This is a genomic window from Paenibacillus foliorum (assembly GCF_013141765.1).
Lineage (GTDB): Bacteria > Bacillota > Bacilli > Paenibacillales > NBRC-103111 > Paenibacillus_S > Paenibacillus_S foliorum.
This window is the reverse complement of record NZ_WHOD01000132.1, coordinates 1-3,962: the sequence shown is the minus strand read 5'-3', so window position 1 is coordinate 3,962 and position 3,962 is coordinate 1. Positions and strand designations below refer to the sequence as shown.

The window sequence follows — 3,962 nt, the reverse complement described above, 5'->3', positions numbered from 1 at the left end:
ACTTCATATGTCATCGGGACGTAGCTCAGCTTGGTAGAGCACCTGGTTTGGGACCAGGGGGTCGCATGTTCAAATCGTGTCGTCCCGACCATTTTTGCAGATGTAGTTCAATGGCAGAACTTCAGCTTCCCAAGCTGGTGGCGTGGGTTCGATTCCCATCATCTGCTTCATAGAAGACCGAATTAAATCCGCGATATTTCGCGGATTTTTTTTGTTTTCACAAGCTGTTTATAATTCCATGCACAAACTATGCGGCTTGAAGCTAATTGTGTGAAAAAATCCGAAATAGTCATCGCAGTAGCTAAAAGCAAAAATGTAACTTTTGGAATGTGCACAACGAATGCAAAGGACACTTTTCACAAGCTGATTTTTCAAAATCGCAACATAAAATGAAAGCGCTATAACGGAGTTGAGTTGGAATATACAAAATTTATACACCAGATTTGGCGGGAGGGCGAAAAGGTAGCGAGAAGTTAACACAGGCACTGGCTTGCCCTTGATGACTTTAATTTGCAAAAAATGGGTCTTGGTTGTATAATCACAATAAAAACACAAAAGTGTTAATTGATGTACATATGTACATATGGAAAAAGGAGGTTTGGAATCACATGTCAGAGATTAACCAGGATCGTTATCGGCTTTTAGTTAAAATATGCCAGCTTTATTATGAGGAAGACCTGAACCAATTGGATATCGCAAAACGCTTAGGCATATCTCGTCCACATGTTAGTCGAATGCTGACGGCCGCCAAGAACGAAGGTATTGTGAATATTTCGATTAATAATCCATTCTCTACCGAGCAGGAGCTCGAAAAGCTTTTTATTAAAACCTTCAGTATTCAGGATGCACTCATTGTTGATTCCTCTGAAACAGATCCCATCAAACTACATGCTCAACTCGGTCGTACAAGTGCTGCGCTTATAGAATCCGTGCTGAGGGACGGTGATATTGTTGGGATAATGGCGGGACGGACTATAGCGAGTGCAGCGGAGAAGCTGGATTATTTTGAAAGAGAGGGACTGCAGTTTGTTCCTTTGGTTGGGGGTTGGGGATCTGAGGGTACTTCATGGCATGCAAACTCTAATGCACTGGCCTTTGCAAACAAGCTGAAGTCGAAATGCTGGATACTACATGCACCCGCCGTTGTGGCAAGTGAAGAAACAGGCGCACTTTTGCGGAGAGAGCCGGCAATTGATCAAGTACTCCAGCTTGCACAGCAGAGCCGAGTAGCTGTTATTAGTATTGGTGAAGTGAGTGAGCAAGCGACGATGGTGAGATCGGGCAATTTCAGTCTCTCTGATATAGCGGCCGTAGAAGAACGAGGTGCAGTTGCGAGTCTATGTGCTTCTTTTCTTGATAGCAGCGGTCGGGAGATTGAAGTTCCGGAAAAAAATAGGTTTATCGGCTTAACTGCGAGTGAACTTCGGGTAATTCCAAAAGTGATAGGGATCGCGGGTGGTTCCCAGAAGGTCGAAGCAATAACAGCGGCGCTGCGTGGCAAATGGATGGATATACTGGTGACGGATGCCGCTACCGCTCGGGCTATTTTAGATTTTCATCGTTCCAATGAAGCAAAGTAGTAGGAAAGGGGGATTATTCCATGTCTGATATGAATTTAGCATCCAAGCCTATGCCAACAGCAGTGAATGCTTCGGCATCTGAGAATGGTTACTACGGTGATTATGGCGGTTCGTTTATACCTGAAATTCTTGTTCCCGCATTTGAGGAGATTAGTAAACACTTCGAGGAGATCAGGCATGATGAGACCTTCTGGCAGCAATACTGTGCGCTTCTGACTGATTATTCAGGCCGTCCTACACCACTGACTTATGCGGGTCGGCTGACAGAGCATTATGGTCGTGCGAAGATCTACATCAAGCGTGAGGATTTGAATCATACAGGTGCGCACAAGCTGAACAATGCACTTGGTCAAGCGTTGCTTGCCAAGCGAATGGGCAAAACGCGGATTATTGCTGAGACAGGAGCAGGGCAGCATGGCGTGGCGACTGCTACTGTTGCGGCCAAGTTAGGCTTGTCCGCGACCATTTATATGGGACGCGAGGATATGGAGCGACAATATTCGAACGTCTTCTGGATGCGGAGGCTTGGAGCAGAGGTAGTTGCAGTGGATTACGGTTCGCAGACGCTAAAGGATGCGATCAACGAGACGCTGAGAGACTGGGTATCCAGCTTTGAGACGACCCATTACGTTCTGGGAACGGCTTCGGGTGCGCACCCTTTTCCAGCTATGGTGGCATTCTTTCAATCCATTATCGGAATTGAAGCAAAGGAGCAGATTATGCGTGCTGTTGGTCGGTTGCCAAACAAGGTCTATGCATGCGTCGGCGGAGGATCTAATGCGCTTGGCGTATTCCAAGCCTTCTACCCTCATGATGAAGTGCAGCTAGTTGGGGTCGAAGCAGGTGGACAAGGTAAGGAATCTGGTAATCATGCTACGCGGATTGCCTATGGAGAAGGGAAAATGGGTGTGGCCCAAGGATATAAGACCTTGTTTTTACAGGATAACGATGGGCAAATGAAGGATACCTACAGCATCGCTGCAGGCTTGGACTATGTCGGTGTATCGCCGATTTTGGCGGATTTGTCCGAGAGAGGTCGGGTGCGGTTTGCGGCAGCAACGGATTTGGAAGTAATTGATGCGCTGGAGCTGGTTATGAAGATGGAGGGGTTAATTCCTGCGCTTGAGTCCACACATGCTTTTGCGGGAGCATTTCAGGATATTGCTGAATCATCGAAGTCGGATATCTATATTATTAATATGTCCGGGCGGGGTGACAAAGACATCTTTAATATAGCGGAGGGATTGCAGGATGAAGAATGGAGATCATTTATCCACCGAAAAAACAAACAATTCGAAAACCAAGCTCGCTGAGCAAATCACCATCAAACAAGCTGCGAAGCCCATGCAGATCATGACCCATCAGATTCTTGGTTATCCTGATTTCGATACCAATTATGAGATGGTCCGGTTATTTCATGAGAACGAAGTTGATCTAGTGGAACTCCAATTACCGTTCTCAGAGCCGATTGCAGATGGCCCCGTATTTCTACGAGCTAATCAAGTTTCGCTTGCGAACGGGACAACGACTCGGCAATGTATGGATTTCGCCCAACGTGTGGTTGCTGATTTCCCTGGCATCTCTTTTTTGTTCATGACGTACTACAATATTGTTATCCAATATGGTATAGATGCATTCGTTAGGGAGTGCGCGGATATCGGTATCCGCGGCCTGATTGTGCCGGATGCTTATCCGGAGGAGAGTGGTACGTACATGGACGCTTGCCACGAATATAATGTGGAGCCGGTTCTCATCGCCACGCCATATACAACAGAATCGCGACTTGCCTATTTGTCGGAGCAGACCGGAGGCTTCCTGTACTGCGCAGCGCGCAAAGGAGTAACGGGCTCGAAGACATCATTCGGTAATGAGGCAGACGAATTTTTAACTCGTGTCCGCGGCTTTGCCAAAACACCAATTGCAGTCGGATTCGGTATTCAGAGTGGTGAGGATGTCGCTTTCTTACAGGGGAAATGTGATATCGCCATTATTGGAACGCAGTTGTTGAATGTATTGGAGCAAGAGGGGCTTGCTGGGGTAGAGCGGTTTTTAAAGTCTATACACGCATTGAATTGAGGGGATCGGTTTTGTGTGTTTTGGATAGGATACTCATTACTTGGGATCTCAACGTATAGGATAAGTGTTTATAAAGAGCGCATAGAGAATTAGCAAACGAAACAAGCTGAAGCTGCCAATCGGGAAGTCGGATACGAATATAATTCTATTGAATGGAAGAGAATAGCTTAAGGTCCTTGAACAAAGGATTTTGTTTTTTAAAATGAAAGGGGCAGGAGTTATCCTGAGCCTCTTTTTTTTCAATTCAATGTCCAGAACCCAATTAAGAACGCTAAAACACTTAAGCTAGTGAGAAATAACAAATAA

Annotated in this window: 3 protein-coding genes and 2 tRNA genes; all 5 read left to right on the top strand. The window is 46.0% G+C overall.

Features of this window, described 5'->3' with window-relative positions; translation table 11 throughout:
* Nucleotides 1-14 precede the first annotated feature (14 nt).
* The 5 genes from GC093_RS34770 (at nucleotide 15) to trpA (ending at nucleotide 3,656) form a co-directional block, all read left to right on the top strand.
* Nucleotides 15-91, top strand: a tRNA-Pro gene (locus GC093_RS34770).
* A gap of 5 nt (nucleotides 92-96) precedes the next feature.
* Nucleotides 97-167, top strand: a tRNA-Gly gene (locus GC093_RS34765).
* Nucleotides 168-608: 441 nt separating this feature from the next.
* Nucleotides 609-1,580, top strand: a complete 972-nt coding sequence (locus tag GC093_RS34760; protein ID WP_171656546.1) for a sugar-binding transcriptional regulator — start codon at nucleotides 609-611, stop codon at nucleotides 1,578-1,580.
* Nucleotides 1,581-1,600: 20 nt separating this feature from the next.
* On the top strand, nucleotides 1,601-2,893 hold the full coding sequence (trpB, locus tag GC093_RS34755) for a tryptophan synthase subunit beta (protein WP_246315836.1): 1,293 nt from the start codon (nucleotides 1,601-1,603) through the stop codon (nucleotides 2,891-2,893).
* Nucleotides 2,832-3,656 (top strand): tryptophan synthase subunit alpha, encoded by an 825-nt coding sequence (gene trpA, locus GC093_RS34750; protein ID WP_171656545.1) that lies wholly within the window; start codon nucleotides 2,832-2,834, stop codon nucleotides 3,654-3,656. Before trpB ends, trpA begins: the two co-directional genes overlap by 62 nt.
* Nucleotides 3,657-3,962 lie beyond the last annotated feature (306 nt).

Bases quoted from the DNA above. Each gene is read 5' to 3' on its own strand.
- trpB (WP_246315836.1), top strand. From the start codon at position 1,601: ATGTCTGATATGAATTTAGCATCCAAGCCTATGCCAACAGCAGTGAAT.
- trpA (WP_171656545.1), top strand. From the start codon at position 2,832: ATGAAGAATGGAGATCATTTATCCACCGAAAAAACAAACAATTCGAAA.
- GC093_RS34760 (WP_171656546.1), top strand. From the start codon at position 609: ATGTCAGAGATTAACCAGGATCGTTATCGGCTTTTAGTTAAAATATGC.